Source organism: Vibrio sp. 1F169, from assembly GCF_041439605.1.
Lineage (GTDB): Bacteria > Pseudomonadota > Gammaproteobacteria > Enterobacterales > Vibrionaceae > Vibrio > Vibrio tasmaniensis_A.
The window spans coordinates 68,952-92,464 of record NZ_JBGOOI010000008.1 but is presented as its reverse complement, the minus strand read 5'-3'; the positions used below and the strand labels follow the sequence as shown (position 1 = coordinate 92,464).

Sequence of the window (23,513 nt, the reverse complement as noted above, 5' to 3'; positions counted from 1 at the left end):
AACTCTTTTGAATTAATTTGACTCATAATGTGTGATCGAAACCATTATTCCGCTCATAATAAATCAAAAATGACTTTACGTGACCGCATTTGACCACTTATAGTCACTTTGCGTCATGAGAAGTCACTGGAGAGTAAAATGAAATACCAAGCAGTAATGATTGATTTAGATGGAACACTGTTAAGTGATGCTGAGCAGATCTGCGTGACTAACAAACAAGCGATTTGTCTTGCCGTTAATAATGGATATCAGGTGAGCTTGGCGAGTGGTAGACCGCACCAGCTGATGATGCCATATGTTGACCAGCTTCAATTATCGCTACCAATCATCTGCTGCAATGGTGCCTATATTTATGACCCTAAAACACAACGTGTTCAACATCAGCACACAATTAGTCATGAATCACTAACGGGTCTGTTGAGCTTACTGAATGATGGACATTTCGCCTTCACCATCTATTCAAGTAAAGGCATCTTTGCTCAAAAAGAATCAACTCATACAAAGGGTTTAGAAAAAAAGGCTGAGGTTATTAATGCCGCAATGGAGCTGCAGGTTATCCCAACGCTGACCGAACTCATCGCTCGCAGTGGCGATGTATACAAAGTATTAGTGTCTAGCCAAGACAAAGAATCTCTAAACCAGTTACGAGATTCCTTAAAAACGCACTTCCAAGCTGACTTATCAACACCGAATAAATTGGACATTACGTCTAAAGCAGCCACCAAAGGCCACGCTCTTCAGCAGTGGCTAAATGACCAAAGAATTTCATCTCATAACACCATTGCTTTTGGGGATGGGGACAACGATGCCTCTATGTTCCGACTTGTCGGAGAACCTGTCGCAATGGCTAATGCCAGCCCTGCTTTAAAAGGCATGGCTAATCTAATTGTTACCAATAACAACGGCTGTGGAATTGGCCAGTACCTTCGCTTGATAGTGCAAGAAGGCCAACACACATGCCAAAACACTTTTAGTTACTAAGGATAAATCATGAAAAAAGTAAAAATTGCCGCAGGATTAGCACACGTAGATTACGGCCACATTGCAGACGTAGTGAAAGAAGTATCTGATGCTGGTGCCGATTACATCCACTGTGATGCAGCAGATATGCATGACCTGAAAAACCTGCAATTGATGGGGGGGCATCAAATTGTTGAAGGCATTCGTCCTTACACTGAAAAGCCAATTGAAGTTCACGCTTACTTCAAAGATTGCGACAAATTATTTATCGATAAAATCGCTGCTGCTGGTGCAGACATGCTGATTCTACCAGCTGAGCATTTTATCGGTGCTCCTCTGTGTTACATCATTAAGTACTGTCAAAACCACGGAATGAAATTTGGTTTAACCGTTGGTGCATTAACGCCAGTGTCATTTGTTAAAGAATCTATCTACTACCTAGACCGTTTACACATTGTTATTCACGGCATTACTGATGGCGATGATGAATGGTTATGGCGCAAATCTGCGATTGCAATGATCCGCGAAGCACGTGAACTCATCAACGAACGCAACCCTAACTGTGAGCTATGTGTAGATGGCGGTATCCGTAACCACAACATCGAAGAACTGCTTAATGAAGATATTGATGTGATGGTTGCATCGACAAATATCTTTGGCCACAAAGACGGCATCACAGCAGGCGTTCGTGACTTCCGCGCTGCAATCGACCAACTGGAAGATAAAGCAGCGGCAGACACAAAAGAAGTCGAAACCGTTTAAGTAATTGCCTAGCGCAGTTTCTATCGAATCGATGCGCCACAGCAATCTAGAAATAACGGTGCTAAACCTACCCCCCCCTCTATGCTCGGGTTTGGCACCACTACCAAGGATTAAACCATGACACAGTTTCAACACTATCAACCGACCAAGCTAACCTTTGGTGCGGGTGAGATTCAGAAAATAGGTCAGCTTATCGCTCAATATGGCACACGTTGCCTAGTAGTATCCGAACCTATTTTTGATGCAGTAAAGCCAGCCTATGACCGCATTTTTACTTTGCTTTCAGAGCAAGGAATTGAAGTGACTCATTTTGATGGTGTCGTACCGAATCCGCCTACAACCGTCGTTGAACTTGGCCGCCAAGTGGCCATCGGAAATAACTGTGATGTGGTTTTGGCCATTGGTGGTGGTTCATCGATTGATACAGCAAAAATCATTTCGGCAACGATCAATGCAGAGTCTCTAGATTGGGCCCATTGGTTTGCCACTTATGATTCACCGTTTGGGGACGTCAACCCACTACCCGCGAAAGTCGTACCTTTGATCGCTGTACCTACAACATCGGGAACTGGCTCTCAAGTGACGCAAGCGGCAGTGATTACCGACCTTGAGCAACATGCAAAGCTAACACTGTTTCACCCTGAATTTTTCCCTTGTGAAGCGTTAATCGATCCAGAGCTCATGCTGACACTGCCTCCACGTATGACAGCTATGACAGGATTTGATGCTTTTTCACATGCGTTTGAATCATTTACGGGTACTCGACCATCTCCATTTGTTGATGGTATGGCGTTAGAAGCAATGAAGCTTGTCATTGATCACCTACCGATTGTTGTCGACAACGGCGCAGATTTACATGGCCGCTGCCAACTCGCGAAAGCAGACACACTTGGCGGGATCTCGCTAGCTAATGGCGGTGCGGGGGCACCACACCCTTTAGGCGAAATCTTAGGTAGTAGCAAAACAAACCTACCACATGGGTTAACACTCGCAGTGGTTTATCCAGCTTATGTACAACTTCAATGGCGCAAGCAACCAGAGAGATTTGCTCAAGTGGCTGAGTTATTTGGTGCTGTGGGAAGTACCGAAGAAAAAGCTCAATCATTAGCGGCTGCTCTTGTGAAATTCCTTGAACGTATCGGTCTTGAATCGAACTTAACTCAAGTAGGTGTCACCAAAGAAGATGTTCAAAAGTTGGAGCCGGCTTTTTGCTTTGATCTACCACTAACCAGTGGTGAAGAAATGAAAAAAGTATTGCAGGCCAGTTTGGTTGAATAAGCGACAGTCACAAATTCACGTTTGTCATAACTAAAGAAATGGAGATTGAAACATGGAATGCAAGAACAACACTTTAGGTCATACAGCTTTGAAATTGGAAAGAGAGGAATTCATTGCCAGTAACCTAAAGGCGTTGGTCTTTGACTTCGATGGCCTTCTCGTCGATACCGAAACCTGTATGTTCAAAGCTTGGGAAGCTTTGTTAAAACCATACGGCGTTGAAGTTTCGCCACTCCAGGTTGCTGGCCTAGTTGGGAGCTCAGCGCCAGCAGCCTACCTTTATCAACTATTCAACAAAGCGTCGAATCAAAAGCTGTCCGATTCACAAATTCGCGATCGAGTGATCGCTCATGCCTACCAATTAATTGCTTCAATAACAGAACGAGAAGGTGTCCGTCAGTATCTAGACTTTGCTAAATCACACTCATTGAGCATTGCACTGGCCACCAGCTCAGAGGCTGATCATTACATGCCAATTCTGAATCGTTTGAACCTTACACACTATTTCGACTGCTTTATCGGAGCAGAAGACATTGCCTCGGATAGACGGAAACCACATCCCGATGTGTATTTAGCGGCATTAGAACAACTCGGTGTATCTGCCCATCAAGCCATCGCTTTCGAAGATTCCCCTCCTGGAATTATGGCGGCTCGATCGGCAGGAATACCAACAGTTGCAGTAACCAATTTGCTCACTCGTCACCTCGATGTCTCGCTAGCCAACGTGGTGCTGAGTTCGATGAATGATCAAACGCTACTGCAATTGATAAACCAACTTACCGAGAATGAACGATGAATAAATTAGAACAACTGAAAAAGCACACCACTGTCGTTGCCGACACAGGTGATATTGATGCTATTGCTGCATTTCAACCTGAAGACGCCACAACTAACCCATCTCTAGTACTAAAAGCCGCAGAAATGCCGCAATACGATCACTTAATCGCCGATGCGATCACTTGGGCAAAAGCACAAAGCAACGACAAATCACAACAGTTGATCGACGCTGGAGACAAACTGGCGGTCAACATTGGTTTAGAAATTCTAAAAACGGTACCGGGGCGCATCTCAACAGAAGTCGACGCTCGTATGTCATTCGACAGAGTCGCAAGCTTGGCAAAAGCTCGTAAGCTTATCGGCATGTATAACGAAGCTGGCATCAGTAACGACCGAATCCTAATTAAGTTAGCGTCAACTTGGGAAGGCATTCGAGCAGCTCAAGAACTAGAGAAAGAAGGCATCAATTGCAACCTAACGCTGCTGTTCAACTTTGCACAAGCCAAAGCCTGTGCAGAAGCCGGTGTATTCTTAATCTCACCTTTTGTCGGTCGTATCCTAGATTGGTACAAAACCAATACCGATAAAAAAGAGTACCTTCCTCATGAAGATCCTGGTGTCGTTTCAGTCTCTGAAATTTACAACTACTACAAAGATCATGGCTACAACACGGTTGTGATGGGCGCGAGCTTCCGCAATGCCGATGAAGTCCTAGCATTAGCGGGCTGTGACCGCTTGACCATAGGCCCTGCAATTTTAGACCAACTTGCAGCACAAGAAGGCTCTGTTGAGCGCCTACTCTTTGCCGACCGTGACACCATCAAAGAGACACCAACAGCCATGACTGAAGCACAGTTCCGCTGGGAGATGAACCAAGACCCGATGGCAACAGAAAAGCTCGCCGAAGGCATCCGTAACTTTGCCGTCGATCAAGGCAAGTTAGAAACCATGATCGAAGCACGCCTGTAGGAGAAGCATAATGATTACACGAACTAAATTAGCCGACGCTATTCGCGTTCTAAGCATGGACGCTGTACAAAAAGCAGGCTCGGGCCACCCCGGAGCACCGATGGGCATGGCCGATATCGCTGAAGTTCTATGGCGTGATTTTCTAAAACACAACCCGAGCAACCCTAACTGGGCCGACCGCGACCGTTTTATCTTGTCGAATGGCCATGGCTCAATGCTTATCTATAGCTTGTTACACCTATCTGGTTACGAGCTATCAATGGATGACATCAAATCTTTCCGTCAATTACACAGTAAAACCGCAGGTCACCCTGAATACGGTTACGCTCCAGGTATTGAAACCACTACCGGCCCATTAGGACAAGGCATCACCAACGGTGTCGGCATGGCTTTGGCTGAAAAGGTTCTGGGTGAACAGTTCAACCGTGAAGACCACGATATTGTTGATCACCACACCTACGTGTTCATGGGTGACCGCTGCATGATGGAAGGTATTTCTCATGAAGCATGTTCACTTGCCGGTACGCTTGGACTAGGGAAACTGGTCGCTTTTTGGGATGACAATGGCATTTCGATTGATGGCGAAGTCGACGGCTGGTTCTCTGATGACACACCAAAACGTTTTGAAGCCTACGGTTGGCATGTAATTGCTGATGTTGATGGTCATAACGCTGATGATATTCACAAAGCGATTACTGAAGCTAAAGCCGTAACAGATAAACCAACCTTAATTTGCTGCAAAACCGTGATTGGTTTTGGCTCACCAAACAAGTCAGCCAGTCATGACTGTCATGGTGCTCCGTTAGGTGCTGATGAAGTCGCATTGGTTCGACTCAACCTCGGCTGGGACCATCCTGAATTTGAAATTCCTCAAGATGTATACCAAGCATGGGATGGGAAAGAGAAAGGACAAAGCAATGAAGATGATTGGCAAACACGTTTCAATGCTTATCAAGAGACGCACCCAGAATTAGCCGCTGAGTTTTTGCGTCGTAGCCAGAACCTATTACCTGAAAATTGGGATCAGCACACTCAAGACCTAATCCAGACTTTGCAAGCGAATCCACAAACCATCGCGACTCGCAAAGCATCACAAAATACTATTGAAGCATTCGGACCATTACTGCCAGAGTTTTTGGGAGGTTCTGCTGATTTAACCCCTTCAAACTTAACTAACTGGTCAGGCTCAAAAGCAATTACCGCTCAAGATGCGTCAGGAAACTACTTGAGTTACGGCGTTCGTGAATTTGCGATGTCTGCAATGATGAATGGCGTGGCGTTGCATGGTGGCTTTATCCCATACGGCGGTACGTTCTTGATGTTCATGGAGTACGCTCGTAACGCGCTTCGTATGGCAGCACTAATGAAGCAACGCAGTATCTTCGTTTATACCCATGACTCTATCGGTTTGGGGGAAGATGGTCCGACACACCAACCGGTTGAACAAATCGCATCGCTTCGACTTACCCCAAACATGAGCACTTGGCGTCCTTGCGACCAAGTAGAAACCGCGGTGGCTTGGAAGTCTGCTATCGAACGTTTTGATGGCCCAACGTCATTGATTTTCTCTCGCCAGAACCTTGTTCAATTCGAACGAGATCAAGACACGCTTTCCAATGTAGCGAAAGGTGGATACATCCTTTCTGACTGTGACGGTGACCCACAGCTGATTCTAATCGCTACGGGCTCTGAAGTAGCACTCGCCATGGAAGCCAAAGCACAACTCAGCCATGTTCGCTGCCGCGTAGTTTCAATGCCGGCCACCGATATTTTTGACGCACAAAGCGCGGAATACAAGGAACAGGTTTTACCAAGCCATGTTACAGCACGAGTTGCCATAGAGGCTGGTATCCGTGACTACTGGTTCAAGTATGTCGGGCTACACGGCGACATTGTGGGAATGACAAGCTTTGGTGAATCAGCACCAGCAGAACAACTCTTCGAAATGTTTGGATTTACGGTTGAAAATATCGTTGAAAAATCCCTATCGGTTCTGGAGAAGTAATATGAGCATGGCACAACGCTTTATTGAAAACCAAAGCCAAGACTGCCTGCGAACTAAGGCTGCAAAAGTAGCCTTAGAGCAAGTCCTAAAAACGCTAACACCTTCTAGCGTGATTGGTATCGGCACTGGTGCAACAGTTGAAGTTTTCATTCAACTATTGAAAGAAAGTGGCGCTGAGTTTGCTCATTGCGTATCCAGTTCGGTTCGCTCAAGTCGAGCTTTATCCTCTGCAGGCCTGAATGAGATATCCATATCTGAATGTGGCCGTGTTGATTTCTACATTGATGGCATTGATGAAGGTCTTACAACCGGCATGACCGTGAAAGGTGGTGGTGCAGCACTGGCTCGTGAAAAAGTACTCGCGACGCTTGCTCTAAGCTTCATCACCATCGCAGATAGCGGTCGATTGGTCACTCAACTCGGAAAGTTCCCACTCCCTGTAGAGGTTTTACCTGCCGCACAAACCACTGTGTTTAATGCCTTACAAAGCCTTGGTGGACACCCGACGTTGCGCCAAGACTGCACCACTGATAACGGCAATATCATTCTCGATGTTGCTCATTTGGACATCGCTGAACCAAAGCGATTAGAACTCCAAATTAACGCTATTCCTGGCGTCGTCGAGAACGGTATTTTCGCGCAAAGAACGGCCGATTTCATGGCTTTTTCGAATGCAGAAGGTACGTATTTATTATCAAAGCAACACGTTCAATAGCTGGGATTTATAATCAAAATGAGACCTCGCTTGCAAGTCTATTTACAAGCATGTCAGTAAGGATAATTTAGGAATAAAACATGACGGAAAGCAATTTTTCAGCTCAAACACTGCGCTATTTTGATTCAAATATTGAAACGTTTACGCGTGATCTATCTGAGCTAATTGCTATTCCGTCTGTACGAGATATCAGCAGCTGTTCACCCAATGCTCCTTTTGGTTTACCGATTAGAAACGCATTCGACTTTCTCATTAACTGGGCGAAACGAGAAGGGTTTGAAGTCCGTGATCATGATGGTTATGCCTTGGACATCAGCTTTGGCGAAGGCTTACAAGAAATCGGCATATTGCATCATGTAGATGTGGTAGAAGCCGGTAATTTGGACTCATGGTTAACCCCTGCATTTGAGATGCACCAACAAGGTGATGACTTATTGGGGCGAGGCGTTACCGACAACAAAGGCCCGTTAATGGCCAGTCTGTATATTCTCAAGATGTTTAAAGCGCTTGATGTAACACTCGACAAAAAAATAAGAGTGATCATCGGCGGCGCAGAAGAGACAACTTGGGAATGTGTAGAGCATTATTTTAATCATAACCCTCAACCGGATTATGGTTTCTCTCCAGATGGCGACTTCCCAATCGTTAATGGAGAAAAAGGCATCCTATATGCGTCATTACAACGAGAATTCCCAACTCACAATGGCCTAGGAACTTGTCAGATCGTAAGCATTGAAAGTGAGCGTGACAGAACATCCACCTGCTATCAATTATCGATTTATCTGACAGGAGAAAAAGCGGCTGAAGTAGCAGCAATATTTGAAACTTCAGCAACGGTCACTCTTGCCAATGTGGCACAAAGTGACAACCACCAACAAAAGGAGTTGTACTGCGTTGAATTGTCAACGCCGTGGGAGAAATCTCGCAACCCGCATAAAGTCGATAACTGTATGGATCAGTTTGTTCGTCACATGCGACATGTTGAAGGGCTAGACACTAACTCTCGAAATTTAATTGATTTACTAGACGCGTGTTTTAGTGATTCCAATGATGCTTCGAAATTAGGGCTAGCACACCAAGATAATGAAATGGGGTCGACTACATGCTGTGTCTCCTCCATCAATTTGAATCAACATGGCTACAACTTGGATTTTGATTTTCGGTTTCCTAAAGGACTGACTATCGATCAAGCTCGTACCCAACTCCAGTATGTATCCCAACAATACGGAGTGAGATTGATTGAACACCAGTACTTACCTCTATCTTACCTCTCACCCGAAAGTGAACTTATCCAAGCAATGGGAAAAGCTTATTCCGAAGTTACCAAAATGGACGCTCAGTGCTTTAGTAAAGGTGCGGCTTCTTACGCGCGCGCGCTAAACAATGGTGTGGCATTCGGACCTACTTTTCCTGGTGATGTGACTCGTGTCCATGAGCCTAATGAAAGGCTCAGCCTCGAGTCATTAAAAAGAGCAATAACAATATACGTGAAAGTTCTCATATCACTTTAGGAGTAAATTATGAGAGATAAGGTTCAAGCACTTTCTGGAGGTATGATGGTATCCATCATCGTACTGGTTATCGCAGGTATATTTATTGGTGTGGGCGCTGGTGTTGTAAACCAAATGTCTGCTACCGACTCTGTTATTTGGGCATTCTTTAAGCTGATGTTAGATCTTGGCTTGATGGTCATGCGCAATCTACCGCCTTTCTTTGCGATTGGTCTAGCGTTCGCGCTGGCGAAATCTGAAAAAGGTTGGGCAGCCTTCACTGGCTTTACCATGTTCATGTGTTTCAACGTCGCTATCGGATCGATCGCTGCATTTCACGGATGGACTCAAGAAACTACAAGCGTTGCGTCATTAATGAATGATGCTGGCTACGACAAAGTAGCAGCGCAAAACTTCAACTCTTTATGGGGTGAGTCTTTAGGTATCTTCGCTTACAACATGGGGATCTTTAGCGGTATTCTTGTTGGTTGTATTACGGCTTGGATCCACAACCGTTACTACAAATTCGAAATGCCTGCACTCTTGAGCTTCTTCTCAGGCCCTCGTGCCGTAGTGATTTTTGCTTACTTCGCTATCATGCCTATCGCGCTGTTTGTTTACTACGCTTGGCCACCGATCGCTGGGGCACTGCAGTCCATCACTACCTTGATTACTAGCTCAGGTATTTTGGGCTCTTTCCTATTTGGCGTATTTGACAAAGGCTTATTGCCATTTGGCTTACATCACCTTATCGCCTTCCCTATTGAATACACTCGTGTTGGTGGCGTAATGGAGATTGATGGTGTTGTTTACGAAGGTGTTCGTAACATCATGAATGGCCAAATGAGTTCACCAGAGGCGACGAGCTACATTACACATAACTTTACCAGTGGCCGTATTCCAATCCAAATTGGTGGCCTAACGGGTGCTGCTTATGCAATGTACGTAACAGCAAAAACAGCCAATCGTAAAAAGGTAGCCGCTATCATGGTGCCTGCAGTATTTACGGCTGCTGTTATCGGTATTACCGAGCCACTAGAATATACCTTCCTATTCGTCCAACCATTCCTATTCTTTGCAGTACATGTTCCGCTAAATGGTCTTGCTTATGTGATCACCGAAATGATGGGTGTTTCAATTCACGGAAATCAGCTGCTATTTATGGTGCCTAACCTACTACAACCTGAAAAGGTTCATGCTTGGGCTCTATTGTGGATTATCCCACTATACTTCGCGATTTACTTCTACACATTCAAGTTCTTCATCCTAAAGTTTGATTCAAAAACTCCAGGTCGCGAAGAAGAAGATGGTGATATCGCCCTGTATTCAAAAGAAGACTTTAAAAAGAAAAAGGATCAGACCTCAAAAGGACTGCCTGTTGAAATCATTAAGGCGCTGGGTGGAGCTGACAACATTGAGAACGTGACAAACTGTGCAACTCGACTGCGTGTTTCGCTGCATGACGAATCACTAACGGCAAGCGATAAAGTTTGGAAACAACAGCTCAACGCAATTGGTGTCGTCAGAATGAATAAAGGCATTCAAGTGATATATGGAGCCAACGTTATTACGATTGCCTCTGGTATCAAAGAAGCCCTTGGTGTCGACTCTTAGCTAAGCGCAACTTCCGTAACCCTACTGTTACGAATCTATAGAAACCAATAACTGACAATTCCTCCTGTGACTACAAGTCACAGGAAGGGATTCGTGCACCTGAAATATGGGAAATATAAAAATGAAAGCAATGACAAAACATGCAGTTACTTTACTTGCTCTTTGTGTTTCTGGCGTCCTACACGCAAACGAAAATACAACATCAAGCTGGTCTGAGCGCAACCCGATCGTCTTCTGGGGAGATAGAGCCAATGAGGACTGGAGCTATGTCGATGGTCTAGACGAAAGTCAAAAAAGCTTTTCAGAAAAACTCAAACGCTTGGATATTGATGACAGTGGTGACTGGAAAGTCTCATTTAGCGGTAATGTAAAAGCCGCAGTCGATAACCGTTGGAATCACATGTACGACGGAGAAAACCGCAAGAAAAATGAACTGCGTACTCGCATGCAATTCTCCACCGATGTGACTTACCAAGACTGGATGCGTGTATTTGGTGAAATTCGAACCAACTACACTAACCTCGATAGTCCGGGTCCAGTAGACGATGCCGGTACTGACTTCCACCAGTTGTTTACCGAATTCAAATTACTCGATGACGGTGAGCAATACCTAAGTACCCGCCTTGGTCGCCAAGAAATATACTTAAATGAATGGCAAATGATGAACCGTGAACCAACGCCAGTTCAATCAAGTTGGAATGCAGCCAGCGCAAAATACAGCGTAGCAGGCATCAATTTTGACGCATACTACGGCGAGGAAGTATTCCCTCTCTACAAAGATGGCAGCTTCGGTGGTAACTGGGATGATAAAACCAATGGCAAAAAATCGACCGGCTTATTCGCTAATTGGAGAACTGACTTAGGGGCAATGCAAGCCTACATAATGAGTAATAAACTCACCAATGAAAGCTTTGTTAATGCACCAGACGGTGACGTCGACATTCAAGTTTTAGGCTTACATGCCCATGACTTTGTGAGTGAAGGGTTTGGTTACATGCTCGACGGTGTTTACCAATTTGGTGATCATGCAGGTAAAGATATCTCAGCCTACATGGCTTATGCCGATTTGAACTACAACTGGAAAGCAGACTGGAACTATCGCTTAGGTCTGAACCTACATTATGCATCAGGTTCAGATAAAGACAGCGACAAAGTGAACACGTTTAACCCTTTGTGGACAGGTGACCCACTGGGTTTCGCGCATGACGGCGCTTACGGCAACGCAATGCAGGTCGGTTCTTACACTGTGATTGAGTATCAGCCGAAACAATCCATCATCGCTGGCTTTATGTCGACATGGCGTGCCAACACAGATGATGCAATCTACACACTCAACCAAGATGTATTATTTGGTGCAGAGTCTGACGAAAAATACGCTTACACCCAGTTCTATCTGCAATTCCATAATTACATCACAGGCAACTTAAAGTCTGAGTTAAATATGTACTACGCATTAGATAGCGACTACACACGTGACGTAGTCGGCAGTAGCAGTGATGACATTTCCCGTGTTGAAATCGCACTGATCTATAACTTCTAACACTGCTTATCAGGTTAGTATGTTACTAAATGAATTCGCCCAGCTGTGCTGGGCGAATTTTTTAGATCATCATATTTCAGTTAATTGAATTACTCATCCGGCTGCTTGGTTCGAAGATCCACATATGGCCAGTAATGGTGCCCGACTCGAATCAAAAGTGTTGCTGCTGCTAAGATAAACGCTGCAACAGACAACCAAACGATCAGCACTGCATCTAACTCTTTCATGCCTAAAGTGATGTAGCGAGCAATCGCCATCATCGCGATGTAAATCGGATACCGAACCGGAATCTTACCGTTCATCACAAACTGCTGAACCATCGCCAACACTTCTAAATAGATGAACATCAGTAGAATATCGGTCAATTGCACTCGACGTTCAGCAAAAACATGCATGAACTCTTCGACCATCGCAAACAAGGTCGCGAGCGTGATCGCCACCAGCAATACCGCTTCCATAATGTGAAATACTTTTAAAAACGGCTTACTAAAAGATTTAGGTAAGTGAGAAGGCATAGTCACTCTTAAAAAAATAATTAATCCAGTCTCTACATTAGCATGCGCTCTAGAGAAGCGACGAATACAAAAATTGCCCCACATTCACTGCAGAGCCATTTGTTTGTCTTTTACTTAGCGACTTCTAGTGACTAATTAGCCTTACAACAGAATCAGGTACGTTAAGAACACCACACATAGCCCGTAGATCAATGGGTGCACTTCTTTGCGCTTACCTGCAACAACCATTGTGAATGCGTAGCTGATGAAACCCATCGCCATACCGTTCGCTGGTGAGAAGCTCAGTACAGTGAACATGATGGTGAAGAAAGCTGCAATACGTGACTCTTTCTTTTCCCAGTTAATCTGACCAAGACGACCCACCATGTAGATGCCTACCACAACCATCGCAGGCGCGACCATTGCCGCTGAGAAAATAGAGAAGATTGGGTATAGGAATAGAGACACTAGGAATAAGCCAGCCACCATGACTGCCGCTAAACCTGTTTTCGCACCTTGAGAAGAGGCAATACCCGATTCAGAGAAAGCAGTAATCGATGTGGTACCTAGAATTGAACCAATCACAGTACCGCCCGCATCAGCCACTAGCGCCGATTTTGCATTCGGCACTTTACCGTCTTTGTCGATGATACCTGCATCACGGCCAACACCCACAATCGTGCTCAATCCATCGAAGAAATCGACAATCAAGAAGATAAGTACGATGAACAACAAATCGAACATTTTCTCAGGCGTAAAAGCTGAGAAGTCAAAGATAGCGCCAAAGCTGCCTGCCATACTTGGTGGCATTGAAACGAATTGGTCAGGGATTGGGGCGTTTGATGTGCCCATGAATACATCAGCAAGAATGGTCAGTACGATAGCTGAAACAAACGAGATAAACGTGGCCAACTTAATATCACGAACCATACAGCCCAATGCGATGAAGATGCTCACATAAGCGATGATCACTTTTGGATCGGAAATGTCACCTAAACCAACCAGTACGAACGGGTTAGAAACGATGATACCCGCATTCTTAAGGCCTAAGAAAGCAATGAACAAGCCGAGAGACACAGTAATCGCCAGCTTCAAATCTTCAGGAATCGATTCAATCATCGACTTACGGATATTAGTCAATGAGAAGGCAAGATAAAGAATACCCGATAGGAAGATGCCAAATAATGCTTCATTCCAAAGTACCGCCACTGAACCACTTAACAATAAACCTTTGAAGAAGCCATTCATGCTCATGCCAGGTGCTAGCATGACTGGATAGTTACCCCAAATGCCCATGATAAGCGTTGCAATAGCAGCAGAAAGAGCGGTCGCCGTAAAGACTGCACCTTTGTCCATTCCCGGAATGCCACCCAAAATTGCTGGATTAACCGCCAAGATATAACTCATCGCTAAGAAGGTAATAAAACCTGCGTATAGCTCAGTGCTGATCGTGGTCTTTCTCTCTGAGAGTTTGAACATGGTGTCAAGTGAGCCAGATGTCTTCTGGGCTTTCAGGGTGGAGTCGGTATTCACAACAAAACCTATGTATTAAATTAAGAAATTTGAGATTCAAATGCTGTGAGAATAGAGGGATCTCTACACTAAAAACTGTAGTCACCAAGGTAGGCTCGGTAGTAGAAACATTTGATCCATTTCATCAAACATATACAGCATTTAATCGTTTGCGCGGATTGTAAGGATTGAGATTAAAACTTCAACAAATTTTGTTCAGATCACATAAAAAACTGAACATGATCAGTCATTACATTTATAGGAAGATCAGACAAAGGATCATTTGAGAATAAATAACGATCAAGCCAGTTGTTCTCAATCATCTAAATATGCTACTCTTCGCCTCCATTTTTCTGACCTAATTTTCACCAGTTGTCTCTATTAGTTTTACTTGTTATCCCTTTTTAGATGCAACCATCGGAACAAAAATTAGAGTCAGTGCTATCTTTTATAGTGTCGGTTTATCGCCCTCACTCAATCCAACCAACAGTGGAAATATACAGATGGGCAAAGGTACTCTTTACATCGTATCTGCACCTAGTGGCGCAGGTAAGTCGAGCTTGATCTCAGCAATGCTAGAAACCAATCCAACCTACGCAATGAAGGTATCTGTTTCACACACCACTCGCGGTATGCGCCCTGGTGAAGAAAATGGTGTTCACTACCACTTCGTAGAGAAGCATCATTTTGAAGACCTTATTAATAAAGGTGAATTCCTAGAGTACGCTGAAGTTTTCGGCAACTACTACGGTACTTCACGCGTTTGGATTGAAGAAAACCTAGACCGCGGTATCGATGTATTCCTAGATATCGACTGGCAAGGTGCTCGTCAAATCCGTGAACAAATGCCTCAAGCGAAGAGTGTCTTCATTCTTCCACCATCAAATGGTGAGCTAGAGCGTCGTTTAAATGTTCGCGGCCAAGACAGCGACGAAGTTATTGCAAAACGCATGAGCGAAGCAAAATCAGAAATTTCTCACTATGCAGAATATGATTATGTGATCGTGAATGATGACTTTGATGCAGCCCTAATGGACTTCAGAGCTATCATTCGTGCGGAGCGCTTAAAAGAAGATAAGCAAGCAGCGAAATACAGCGGCATGCTTACAGCACTACTAGCGGAATAATCTCTGATACCAATCGTAGTAAACAACTGGTCATTCTAGCTTGTGAAAAAGCCTGATAACGTCGTTAGAATTTTTGATTGTAGGGTCACTACTTATCGAAAAATTCTGCCTTGTTCTCAAACTTTTGTTCGGCGCTATCTCTGAACACTTATTTACTGTGATTGGTATAACTGGATTTTCCATTGAGATAAGTATACGGTGAACTAGAAAGTCTCTAGTTAAACTTGTATACTTTCTCGTCATCAAAAATTTATTAGTTAATTACTATTTGGAGTCCTCATGGCACGCGTAACTGTTCAAGACGCTGTTGAAAAAGTTGGCAACCGTTTCGACCTAGTTCTTATTGCGGCTCGCCGCGCACGTCAAATGCAAACTGGCGGCAAAGATTCACTAGTGCCTGAAGAAAACGATAAGCCAACGGTTATCGCTCTTCGCGAAATCGAAGAAGGTCTTATCACTAAAGACGTACTAGATGCTCGTGAGCGTCAAGAGCAACAAGAGCAAGAAGCGGCTGAGCTTGCAGCAGTAAGCAGCATCGCTCACACTCGATAGCTCATATTCGCTGATAGAATCAACGTCATTCGAACTAATTAACCTTCCGGGCCTTTAATTTGTATCTATTCGATAGCCTCAAAGACGTTGCCCAAGAATACCTAACAGAGCCTCAAGTTGAGGCTCTGCGTCAATCTTATGTGGTAGCGAGAGACGCCCATGAAGGGCAAACCCGTTCAACGGGTGAACCATACATTATCCACCCTGTAGCTGTTTCAAGAATCCTGGCAGAAATGCGTCTGGATATCGAAACTCTGCAAGCAGCCTTACTCCACGATGTAATTGAAGATACTGAAGTTACAAAAGAGGAGCTAGAAGCTCAATTCGGCAATACCGTTGCTGAGCTGGTTGATGGTGTATCTAAGCTGGATAAGCTTAAATTTCGTGATCGCAAAGAAGCGCAAGCAGAGAACTTCCGTAAGATGGTTCTCGCGATGGTGCAAGACATCCGCGTTATCTTGATCAAATTAGCTGACCGTACTCACAACATGCGTACGCTTGGGGCACTTCGTCCTGATAAGAAGCGTCGTATTGCTCGTGAAACCCTAGAGATTTATTCTCCGCTAGCTCATCGTCTTGGTATTCATAACATCAAGACAGAACTAGAAGAGCTGGGCTTCGAAGCCCTTTATCCTAACCGTTATCGCGTCCTGAAAAACGTAGTGAAAGCTGCGCGTGGTAACCGTAAAGAGATGATCCAACGTATCCATAGCGAAATCGAAGGCCGCCTTGAAGAAGTCGGTTTACCTGCTCGCGTACTTGGTCGTGAAAAGAACCTGTTCTCCATCTATAACAAGATGAAAACCAAAGAACAGCGCTTCCACACCATTATGGACATCTACGCTTTCCGCGTGGTGGTTGATACACCAGATACTTGCTATCGCGTACTTGGTCAGGCCCACAGCCTGTACAAGCCTCGTCCTGGCCGCATGAAAGACTATATTGCGGTACCGAAAGCCAACGGCTACCAATCTCTGCACACGTCAATGATCGGCCCTCACGGGGTGCCAGTTGAGGTCCAGATCCGTACTGAAGATATGGAGCAGATGGCAGATAAAGGTGTCGCGGCGCACTGGTCTTACAAAGGCAATGGCTCACGCAGTAGCAACGGGACAACCGCACAGGTTAAAGCACAACGTTGGATGCAGAGCTTACTTGAGCTGCAACAAAGCGCAGGTAACTCATTCGAATTCATTGAAAACGTTAAATCTGATCTGTTCCCAGATGAGATCTTCGTATTCACGCCGAAAGGTCGCATTGTCGAACTTCCAGCAGGCGCAACAGCAGTCGATTTTGCTTACGCGGTACATACCGACGTCGGCAACATGTGTGTCGGTGCTCGTGTAGACATGAACCCTTACCCACTCAGCAAATCGCTGAAGAATGGCCAAACTATTGAGATCATCAGTGCTCCGGGCGCACGTCCGAATGCAGCATGGCTCAACTACGTAGTGACCTCACGTGCGCGTACGAAGATCCGTCAGGTCCTGAAAACGATGCGTCGTGAAGAGTCGATTACCCTTGGCCGTCGCCTACTGAACCATGCACTTGGTGAACACTCTATTGCCGATGTCGGTCAAGAGAATATCGAACATGTATTGTCTGATCTACGTCTCGATAACATTGAAGACTTGCTAGCATCGATTGGTCTTGGTGAACTGATGAGTATCGTTATTGCTCGTCGTTTATTGGGCGATGCTGACGAACTGACTGAAGTGGCAAACAACAGCGATACACCTAGGAAGAAATTACCTATCCGTGGTGCTGAAGGCCTATTACTGACGTTCGCTAACTGTTGTCACCCGATTCCAGATGATCACATTATTGCTCATGTATCTCCAGGTCGTGGTCTTGTGGTACACCGAGAAACGTGTCCAAACGTTCGTGGTTACCAGAAAGAACCGGATAAATACATGGCGGTTGAATGGTCTGACGATTACAACCAAGAGTTCACTGCTGAACTCCAGGTCGAATTGCAGAACCATCAAGGTGCACTGGCTGAGTTAACTAACGTTATCTCGAAAACAGGCTCGAACATTCACGGTATCTCAACCGAAGAACGTGACGGACGCTTGTACACAGTGACTATCTTGTTGACCACGAAAGATCGTGTTCATTTAGCGAGTATTATGAAGAAGCTACGTGTGATGCCACACGCGCTCAAAGTAAGACGTCGCAAGAACTAACGTTCGAACTTATTGGCAACTTTGCTAAGAATTGAAATCCCCTTAATGCTTTATCGTTTAAGGGGATTTTTTATAACTGAATCCTCGAATTTATCTGACTCCATTCCTGCCTGTACAAAAATCCAGTAAAATGCTTGAATAGATTATCTCTCTTACGTTTATGAGCCTTGTTATGTCACAGCTTTTATCTGCTATCCCTCTCAACTCTTTATCTGGAGTCGGCGCAAAAGTCGCCGAGAAACTGGAAAAGGTTGGGCTTAACAATGTACAAGACCTGCTATTTCATCTGCCTTTGCGCTATGAAGATAGAACTCGTATCTATCCCATCGTAAAGCTGCATGCCGGACTGTGGGCTGCAGTGCAAGGCAAGGTGATGCATGTTGATACCATTTTCGGTAAACGTAAGATGCTCGCAGTAAAGATCAGCGATGGTAACGGCACGATTACTCTGCGATTTTTCAACTTTACTGCAGGAATGAAGAATAACTTTGCCGAAGGCAAACAAGTGCATGCTTATGGTGAGATCAAGCGCGGCAATATGGGGCTTGAGATTGTTCACCCTGACTACAAATTCTTTGCTCCTAGGCAACAACCAGACATTGAAGCCAACCTGACTCCAGTGTATCCAACCACTGAAGGGCTAAGACAAGTCACGCTGCGTAACCTCACTGACCAAGCCTTAGAGCTGATCGACAAGGCCGCGGTTAACGAGCTTCTCCCATCAGGTTTATACGACCACCAAATTACCCTCGCACAAGCACTGCATACCATTCACAGACCACCTCCGGGAATTGACCTAGAGCTGTTTGATGAAGGCAAGCACCCTGCGCAACTGCGCCTAATTATGGAAGAGTTACTGGCTCAAAACCTGTCGATGTTGTCTGTTCGTAGCAAAGGGCAGCAAGACAAGGCAATGCCTTTTCCTCCAGTAAACACTCTTAAAGATAGGCTACTGGCTCAGCTGCCGTTTTCACCAACCAATGCCCAAACACGAGTGACCAAAGAGATCGAAGCTGACTTGGAAAAGCCGCACCCTATGATGCGTTTAGTGCAAGGTGATGTGGGCTCTGGTAAAACCTTAGTCGCTGCACTCGCGGCGGTTCGCGCACTCGAACACGGTCAACAAGTAGCACTGATGGCACCCACTGAACTACTCGCGGAACAACACGCGATTAACTTTGCCAACTGGTTTGAGGCAATGGATATTCAAGTTGGATGGCTAGCAGGTAAGCTCAAAGGCAAAGCTCGTGAAACTGAACTAACACGTATTGCCAGCGGCGAAGCGCAAATGGTGGTGGGAACTCATGCGCTATTTCAAGAGCATGTCGAATTCAAAAACCTTGGCTTAGTGATCATTGATGAGCAACACCGGTTTGGTGTCCACCAGCGACTAGAGCTGCGTGAGAAAGGCGCTAAGCAAGGTTATTACCCTCACCAATTGGTGATGACGGCAACACCGATTCCACGAACATTAGCGATGACGGCCTATGCAGACCTCGAAACCTCAATTATTGATGAACTACCTCCGGGGCGAACACCAATTCAAACCGTGGCGATACCAGATACCAAACGTGATGACATTGTTGAGCGCGTACGTAATGCGTGTCTCAATGAAGGTAAACAAGCCTACTGGGTGTGTACGTTGATTGATGAATCGGAAGTACTAGAAGCTCAAGCTGCAGCGGATACGGCAGAAGAGCTGCAACGCAAACTGCCCGACGTAAAAATTGGTTTGGTTCATGGCCGAATGAAACCCGCAGAGAAACAAGCGGTGATGCAGGAATTCAAAGAGAATAAACTGCACCTGTTGGTTGCTACAACCGTGATTGAAGTAGGTGTAGATGTACCGAATTCGAGCTTAATGATCATCGAGAACCCAGAGCGTCTTGGTCTAGCGCAACTGCACCAACTGCGTGGCCGTGTTGGCCGAGGTTCGGTCGCAAGCCATTGTGTACTGTTGTACCACTCCCCACTATCTAAAACCGCTCAGAAGCGCTTAGGGGTACTTCGTGAAAGTAACGATGGCTTTGTTATTGCTCAGCGTGATTTAGAGATTCGTGGCCCCGGTGAACTACTTGGTACCAAACAAACAGGCTTGGCTGATTTCAAAATTGCCGACTTAGTCCGTGACCAACGTTTGATACCTGAAGTGCAGCGTATCGCGCGTCATATTCACGATAGCTACCCAGACAACGCCAAGGCGATCATCAACCGCTGGCTGGGTGAACGCGATGTGTATTCTAAGGCGTAATTCGCCCTCATATCTTGCTTAAAACGTAAAAAGGCTTCTACAAGGAAGCCTTTTTCGTGCGTATAGCCTAAGGTTTCACAGGGAAACTGATCTGCGCTTTTAAGCCCCCCTCACTGCGGTTATTCACCACCACCGCACCTTGGTGTTGGCTGACAATACGTTTCACGATCGCCAAGCCTAAACCTGTCCCTTCACTACCACGAGCCGTGTCACCACGAGTAAACGGTTCAAACAGCTTCCCGATCTGGTCTTGTGGAATACCCGGACCATTATCTTCTACCGTTACCCAAGCCAGTTTGTTATCTGCTGTCATGCCAGTCGATACTTTGACCCAACCATTACCGTAGCGCAGCGCGTTCACCACCAAATTACTCACCGCACGCTTCATCGCGATCGGGTTACCCAACGCAGGTTTCATGGTTTCTGGAATATCGGTTTCAATCTGAACCTCATAGCCTCCTTCAGAGCTAGAGACCTCACGCGCAATATCATCGACAAATACCGCCTGGAATGAGTCTCGATCCACAGGCTTTAGGTAATCCATAAACTGACTGATGATCTCATTACACTCTTCAGTATCACTGATGATCCCTTCCGCTAGATAACTATCTTCTGGCGACATCATCTCAGTCGCCAAGCGAGTACGCGTGAGTGGTGTACGCAGATCGTGGCTGATACCCGCCATGAGTAGGGCTCTATCTTCTTCGAGTTCTTGAATGCCTTTCGACATCTGATTAAAGGCTCGAGTTACCGAGCGAATCTCTTGTGCACCTTGTACTGGTAAGGGCGGTGGAATATCACCTCGCCCAACACCTTGCGCGGCTTTCTCTAGGGCTATCAACGGCCGATTTTGCAAGCGGATAAACAGCCACCCACCAGCAACTATCAACAACGCCATGATCAGGCTGTTACGAAATAGAGGCGCAAAGTCTTCTTCTTGGAGCTCAGACAGGGGAATACGAATCAAGGAGTTAGGCAACTGCGCAATGTCCATCCACAACACGTAACTTTCTTTGCCCAAAACCAATCGCACTTCGGTCTCAGAGCCGAGCTCTTTGGTCATCTCCTCACTCATCAGGTCTATCGCGACCGCATGGTAGTACTCGCCCGACGCTTCACTGTCCTTGGCATGAACGGTCACCCCGAGCTGCTCAAGTACACGCTGACGCAGTGGCGCATCAATCTCGATATCACTGCCTTGGTCCAATACTAGGTTTAGTTCGTGAGCCAAAATCTTATTAAACTGCTGCAAACTCGGCATCAATGCATAATTGAACACCGCGTAATAAGAAAAGATTTGGCTAGCAACCAATAGGGTTAAGAAGAGCACTATCGACTGAGTAAAGGAGCTACGTATGCGCATAGAAGACCTAAAGTGAGGGATGATAAAGGAATATAGTGGGAACTATAGCTGTAATACCAATCACAGTAAGTAAATGATCATAAATAGCGCCGGAAAAAGGCTTGAGAACAAGGCTGCAATTTTTGATAAGTAGTTATTCTACAATCAAAATTTCTAACGAAGTTATCGAGCGTTTTAACAAGCTAGGATGAGCAGTTATTTACTACGATTGGTATCTCTCATTGTGCTGAATACAAAACGGGCCATCGCATATTAATGAGATGACCCGTAAATAATAAATTCTGAATCACAGAACGAGCAAAGCTAGATTACACAGCTTTGCCATCTGGAACGAATACATAACCCAAGCCCCACACCGTTTGGATATAACGAGGTTTACTTGGATCTTCTTCTACTAGACGACGCAAACGCGAAATCTGGACATCGATAGAACGTTCCATCGCTGAATACTCACGGCCACGAGCCATGTTCATCAGCTTATCGCGAGACATTGGCTCACGAGCGTTAGTGACCAGTGACTTCAGAACCGCAAATTCACCTGAGGTAAGAGGCATAGGCTCTTCACCGCGGAACATTTCACGTGTACCTAGGTTTAGGCGGAACTCACCAAACTCAACCACAGACTCTTCTGTGCTTGGCGCGCCCGGTGCTTCAATCACTTGGCGACGCATTACCGCTTTGATACGAGCAAGCAGTTCACGTGGATTAAATGGTTTTGGCAGGTAATCATCAGCACCCACTTCCAAACCCACAATGCGATCCACTTCGTCACCCTTTGCCGTCAGCATCAGGATTGGTAGCGAGTTGTTTGCGTTTCTTAGACGACGACAGATAGAAAGACCGTCTTCGCCCGGCAACATTAAATCCAATACCATCAAGTGAAAGTTTTCACGGGTTAACAGGCGGTCCATCTGCTCACTGTTTGCCACGCTACGCACTTGAAAGCCTTGCTCTGACAGATAGCGTTCTAGCAGTGCACGTAAACGAGCATCGTCATCGACCACTAAAATTTTGTAGTTTTCTTGCATGTAATGGTTCCACCTATTAAAGCTTAAACCTAAGGTTAAGCATTCTTGGTAAATTGTATATTGGTATAAGACATTAAAAATGTAACATTATTGAGGGAAAAGTCGCCTAAATAATTGTTAACGTATGTTGCCTTTCTATATATTCTATCTTAGATCATCATTTCATTAAGTCAGATTTATGAAAACCAAACTTATCACCCGCGAAGGTTATAACAAGCTCAAAGCAGAACATGACCACTTATGGCACGAGAAGCGTCCAGAAATAACCAAAATAGTCACATGGGCTGCAAGCCTTGGAGATCGTTCAGAAAACGCAGATTACACCTTCAATAAGCGTTTGCTTCGTCAGATTGATCGCCGAGTGCGTTTCCTACGCAAATTCCTACCAGATGTCACTATCGTGGATTACTCGCCACAACAAGAAGGTAAGGTATTTTTCGGTGCTTGGGTCGAGATTGAGAATGATGATGGGGAAATTAAGAAGTTTCGCATTGTCGGTCCTGAAGAGATCTACGGCGATGCTAAAGGCTATATCTCTATAGATTCACCAATGGCTAGAGCTCTGCTCAAGAAAGAAGTGGATGACGAGTTTACGGTAACCACACCGGAAGGCGACAAAGAGTGGTTCATTAACGCGATTCACTACGTAGAAAATTAACCGCCCCGTCCTCTGACTTGCCAACGGCAGAAGCTAAAGCACACGCTCTAAAATCACAAACGCTAGATAAAAGAAAACCCCGCTAGGCTTTCGCCTGACGGGGTTAAGTCTCTATCGCAGCAATCCGGCTACTGTTTATCTCTTCGAGATAAGGTGCTCCCTGCATCTTTCCTTGATAGTGGCTAAATCCTTTAACCAATTTCCTTTTTGTTCATCGCCATCCTAGCGGTGT

General features: G+C 45.3%; 19 protein-coding genes and 1 riboswitch. Of the genes, 15 read left to right on the top strand and 4 right to left on the bottom strand.

All coding sequences use genetic code 11. The features are described 5' to 3' along the window. Positions 1-138: 138 nt before the first annotated feature. The 10 genes from ACED53_RS05460 to ACED53_RS05415 all read left to right on the top strand — a co-directional run bounded on the left by ACED53_RS05460 (position 139) and on the right by ACED53_RS05415 (position 12,110). Positions 139-981, top strand: a complete 843-nt coding sequence (locus ACED53_RS05460) for an HAD family hydrolase (RefSeq protein WP_029225314.1) — start codon at positions 139-141, stop codon at positions 979-981. A gap of 9 nt (positions 982-990) precedes the next feature. Continuing rightward, a complete protein-coding gene (locus tag ACED53_RS05455) occupies positions 991-1,722 on the top strand; it encodes a ribulose-phosphate 3-epimerase (protein WP_012603032.1) in 732 nt (243 codons plus the stop codon). Between the two features lie 117 nt (positions 1,723-1,839). Beyond that, positions 1,840-3,000: an iron-containing alcohol dehydrogenase gene (locus tag ACED53_RS05450; protein WP_017099543.1), complete on the top strand. Its 1,161-nt coding sequence runs from the start codon at positions 1,840-1,842 to the stop codon at positions 2,998-3,000. 52 nt (positions 3,001-3,052) lie between these two features. After that, positions 3,053-3,796 carry an HAD family phosphatase gene (locus ACED53_RS05445; RefSeq protein WP_017099544.1) on the top strand — a complete coding sequence of 248 codons (744 nt, stop codon included), beginning with the start codon at positions 3,053-3,055 and terminating at the stop codon, positions 3,794-3,796. Continuing rightward, positions 3,793-4,746 carry a transaldolase gene (gene tal / locus ACED53_RS05440; RefSeq protein WP_017099278.1) on the top strand — a complete coding sequence of 318 codons (954 nt, stop codon included), beginning with the start codon at positions 3,793-3,795 and terminating at the stop codon, positions 4,744-4,746. Before ACED53_RS05445 ends, tal begins: the two co-directional genes overlap by 4 nt. Before the next feature lie 10 nt (positions 4,747-4,756). Next, entirely contained in the window at positions 4,757-6,751 is a 1,995-nt protein-coding gene (gene tkt / locus ACED53_RS05435) for a transketolase (protein WP_102579990.1), read from the top strand. A gap of 1 nt (position 6,752) precedes the next feature. Further along, positions 6,753-7,466, top strand: coding sequence for a ribose-5-phosphate isomerase RpiA (rpiA, locus tag ACED53_RS05430; RefSeq protein WP_102579989.1), 714 nt, complete (start codon positions 6,753-6,755; stop codon positions 7,464-7,466). 80 nt (positions 7,467-7,546) lie between these two features. Beyond that, on the top strand, positions 7,547-8,977 hold the full coding sequence (locus ACED53_RS05425; RefSeq protein ID WP_017099547.1) for a Sapep family Mn(2+)-dependent dipeptidase: 1,431 nt from the start codon (positions 7,547-7,549) through the stop codon (positions 8,975-8,977). Positions 8,978-8,986: 9 nt separating this feature from the next. Beyond that, positions 8,987-10,570 (top strand): PTS transporter subunit EIIC, encoded by a 1,584-nt coding sequence (locus ACED53_RS05420; protein ID WP_017099548.1) that lies wholly within the window; start codon positions 8,987-8,989, stop codon positions 10,568-10,570. A gap of 121 nt (positions 10,571-10,691) precedes the next feature. Then, positions 10,692-12,110: an alginate export family protein gene (locus ACED53_RS05415; protein WP_029225315.1), complete on the top strand. Its 1,419-nt coding sequence runs from the start codon at positions 10,692-10,694 to the stop codon at positions 12,108-12,110. Positions 12,111-12,199: 89 nt separating this feature from the next. On the opposite strand, the gene ACED53_RS05410 is transcribed toward ACED53_RS05415, so the two are convergent. Next, on the bottom strand, positions 12,200-12,625 hold the full coding sequence (locus ACED53_RS05410) for a phosphate-starvation-inducible protein PsiE (RefSeq protein ID WP_009848000.1): 426 nt from the start codon (positions 12,623-12,625) through the stop codon (positions 12,200-12,202). A 141-nt stretch (positions 12,626-12,766) separates the two neighbouring features. Further along, positions 12,767-14,137 carry an NCS2 family permease gene (locus ACED53_RS05405; protein WP_009848001.1) on the bottom strand — a complete coding sequence of 457 codons (1,371 nt, stop codon included), beginning with the start codon at positions 14,135-14,137 and terminating at the stop codon, positions 12,767-12,769. A 58-nt stretch (positions 14,138-14,195) separates the two neighbouring features. Beyond that, positions 14,196-14,295: riboswitch (purine riboswitch) on the bottom strand. Between the two features lie 324 nt (positions 14,296-14,619). Here ACED53_RS05405 and gmk point away from each other — a divergent pair. From gmk to recG, 4 genes are all read left to right on the top strand, one after another. Continuing rightward, positions 14,620-15,243 (top strand): guanylate kinase, encoded by a 624-nt coding sequence (gmk, locus tag ACED53_RS05400; RefSeq protein WP_009848002.1) that lies wholly within the window; start codon positions 14,620-14,622, stop codon positions 15,241-15,243. A gap of 279 nt (positions 15,244-15,522) precedes the next feature. Next, positions 15,523-15,795 carry a DNA-directed RNA polymerase subunit omega gene (rpoZ, locus tag ACED53_RS05395; RefSeq protein WP_009848003.1) on the top strand — a complete coding sequence of 91 codons (273 nt, stop codon included), beginning with the start codon at positions 15,523-15,525 and terminating at the stop codon, positions 15,793-15,795. A 59-nt stretch (positions 15,796-15,854) separates the two neighbouring features. Further along, complete coding sequence (spoT, locus tag ACED53_RS05390) at positions 15,855-17,981, top strand: bifunctional GTP diphosphokinase/guanosine-3',5'-bis pyrophosphate 3'-pyrophosphohydrolase (protein WP_012603022.1); 2,127 nt, start codon at positions 15,855-15,857, stop codon at positions 17,979-17,981. 172 nt (positions 17,982-18,153) lie between these two features. Next, complete coding sequence (gene recG, locus ACED53_RS05385) at positions 18,154-20,232, top strand: ATP-dependent DNA helicase RecG (RefSeq protein WP_029225316.1); 2,079 nt, start codon at positions 18,154-18,156, stop codon at positions 20,230-20,232. Between the two features lie 67 nt (positions 20,233-20,299). Here the strand turns inward: recG and envZ are convergent, their stop codons facing one another. Together envZ and ompR are read right to left on the bottom strand one after the other, a co-directional pair. After that, positions 20,300-21,595, bottom strand: coding sequence for a two-component system sensor histidine kinase EnvZ (gene envZ, locus ACED53_RS05380; protein WP_371715240.1), 1,296 nt, complete (start codon positions 21,593-21,595; stop codon positions 20,300-20,302). 308 nt (positions 21,596-21,903) lie between these two features. Next, positions 21,904-22,623, bottom strand: coding sequence for a two-component system response regulator OmpR (ompR, locus tag ACED53_RS05375; RefSeq protein WP_009848007.1), 720 nt, complete (start codon positions 22,621-22,623; stop codon positions 21,904-21,906). A gap of 178 nt (positions 22,624-22,801) precedes the next feature. Between ompR and greB the strand changes: the two genes are divergently transcribed. Beyond that, positions 22,802-23,281, top strand: coding sequence for a transcription elongation factor GreB (gene greB / locus ACED53_RS05370; protein WP_017099551.1), 480 nt, complete (start codon positions 22,802-22,804; stop codon positions 23,279-23,281). Positions 23,282-23,513 lie beyond the last annotated feature (232 nt).

Excerpts from the sequence above, each read along its gene's own strand:
- ACED53_RS05460 (WP_029225314.1), top strand. The coding sequence starts at position 139 with ATGAAATACCAAGCAGTAATGATTGATTTAGATGGAACACTGTTAAGT.
- ACED53_RS05455 (WP_012603032.1), top strand. The coding sequence starts at position 991 with ATGAAAAAAGTAAAAATTGCCGCAGGATTAGCACACGTAGATTACGGC.
- ACED53_RS05450 (WP_017099543.1), top strand. The coding sequence starts at position 1,840 with ATGACACAGTTTCAACACTATCAACCGACCAAGCTAACCTTTGGTGCG.
- ACED53_RS05445 (WP_017099544.1), top strand. The coding sequence starts at position 3,053 with ATGGAATGCAAGAACAACACTTTAGGTCATACAGCTTTGAAATTGGAA.
- tal (WP_017099278.1), top strand. The coding sequence starts at position 3,793 with ATGAATAAATTAGAACAACTGAAAAAGCACACCACTGTCGTTGCCGAC.
- tkt (WP_102579990.1), top strand. The coding sequence starts at position 4,757 with ATGATTACACGAACTAAATTAGCCGACGCTATTCGCGTTCTAAGCATG.
- rpiA (WP_102579989.1), top strand. The coding sequence starts at position 6,753 with ATGAGCATGGCACAACGCTTTATTGAAAACCAAAGCCAAGACTGCCTG.
- ACED53_RS05425 (WP_017099547.1), top strand. The coding sequence starts at position 7,547 with ATGACGGAAAGCAATTTTTCAGCTCAAACACTGCGCTATTTTGATTCA.
- ACED53_RS05420 (WP_017099548.1), top strand. The coding sequence starts at position 8,987 with ATGAGAGATAAGGTTCAAGCACTTTCTGGAGGTATGATGGTATCCATC.
- ACED53_RS05415 (WP_029225315.1), top strand. The coding sequence starts at position 10,692 with ATGAAAGCAATGACAAAACATGCAGTTACTTTACTTGCTCTTTGTGTT.
- ACED53_RS05410 (WP_009848000.1), bottom strand. The coding sequence starts at position 12,625 with ATGCCTTCTCACTTACCTAAATCTTTTAGTAAGCCGTTTTTAAAAGTA.
- gmk (WP_009848002.1), top strand. The coding sequence starts at position 14,620 with ATGGGCAAAGGTACTCTTTACATCGTATCTGCACCTAGTGGCGCAGGT.
- rpoZ (WP_009848003.1), top strand. The coding sequence starts at position 15,523 with ATGGCACGCGTAACTGTTCAAGACGCTGTTGAAAAAGTTGGCAACCGT.
- recG (WP_029225316.1), top strand. The coding sequence starts at position 18,154 with ATGTCACAGCTTTTATCTGCTATCCCTCTCAACTCTTTATCTGGAGTC.
- envZ (WP_371715240.1), bottom strand. The coding sequence starts at position 21,595 with ATGCGCATACGTAGCTCCTTTACTCAGTCGATAGTGCTCTTCTTAACC.
- ompR (WP_009848007.1), bottom strand. The coding sequence starts at position 22,623 with ATGCAAGAAAACTACAAAATTTTAGTGGTCGATGACGATGCTCGTTTA.
- greB (WP_017099551.1), top strand. The coding sequence starts at position 22,802 with ATGAAAACCAAACTTATCACCCGCGAAGGTTATAACAAGCTCAAAGCA.